The organism is Lujinxingia sediminis (genome assembly GCF_004005565.1).
Lineage (GTDB): Bacteria > Myxococcota_A > Bradymonadia > Bradymonadales > Bradymonadaceae > Lujinxingia > Lujinxingia sediminis.
The window spans coordinates 1-873 of sequence record NZ_SADD01000041.1 but is presented as its reverse complement, the minus strand read 5'-3'; the positions used below and the strand labels follow the sequence as shown (position 1 = coordinate 873).

The following is an 873-nucleotide window of genomic DNA, read 5'->3' as shown; positions in this document are numbered from 1 at the left end:
CCCTTGTGGAGGGAGCCGCCGAAGGAGTGAATGGTGACTGGGGTGAAGTCGTAACAAGGTAGCCGTAGGGGAACCTGCGGCTGGATCACCTCCTTTTACGGAGACGGTTCTGCCAGGAAGGCATCATTTACGATGCTTCAAGATGCAGAACATCCGTGTCCCAACCCGAACCTGTCAGATGCCTCACAGTGAGGCTCATGACACGGCTTTGTTTGAAAACGCCTCAGTGTTCGACACCCAGCGTGTTGAGCGTGCCCTGTCTGGATTCCTGTGTCTTTCTATATATGGACCTGTAGCTCAGGTGGTTAGAGCGCACCCCTGATAAGGGTGAGGTCGCTGGTTCAAGTCCAGCCAGGTCCACTCGGTATCACATGTGTGATACCTGTCTCAGCAATAGCTTGTAGCGTGACGTGAGTCACATCCGGCAAGCAGGCAACAGGCATAGCGCCTCTGCTTCTGGGGGATTAGCTCAGTTGGGAGAGCATCGCCTTTGCAAGGCGAGGGTCATCGGTTCGAGCCCGATATCCTCCACTGGCCTGAGACGGCAAGTCTTTGACAAGTCAATAGGATGGTAAACGCATTAGTGTATCTCAGCGTGAAGACGCTTGAGATACAAGCGTAATGTTTCGACGGGGAGACCCGTTTGAAATATTGCACAGGCAGACCGCGCCGACCTGGAGCATTTCAGGTAAGAGCGTGGCCGCTAAACTGATGCGCCTTAGAAAGCAAAAGCAGCATCGTCGATGATCTGAGTCTCATTAGCTTGAGGATTCGGGTTGTAGACGATGCGGTGGTTAAGCGACAAAGGGCGTACGGTGGATGCCTGGGCGTCTGCTAGCGATGAAGGACGTAGAAGGCTGCGATAAGCCACGG

At 54.1% G+C, this 873-nt stretch carries 2 tRNA genes and 2 rRNA genes; all 4 read left to right on the top strand.

Going from position 1 to position 873, the window contains the following annotated elements:
* Window positions 1–96 (top strand): 16S ribosomal RNA (locus EA187_RS20220); the annotation flags it as partial.
* Window positions 97–286: 190 nt separating this feature from the next.
* Window positions 287–360: transfer RNA gene (locus EA187_RS20215), tRNA-Ile, on the top strand.
* A 98-nt stretch (window positions 361–458) separates the two neighbouring features.
* A tRNA-Ala gene (locus EA187_RS20210) sits at window positions 459–531 on the top strand.
* Between the two features lie 261 nt (window positions 532–792).
* Window positions 793–873: ribosomal RNA gene (locus EA187_RS20205) — 23S ribosomal RNA — on the top strand; the annotation flags it as partial.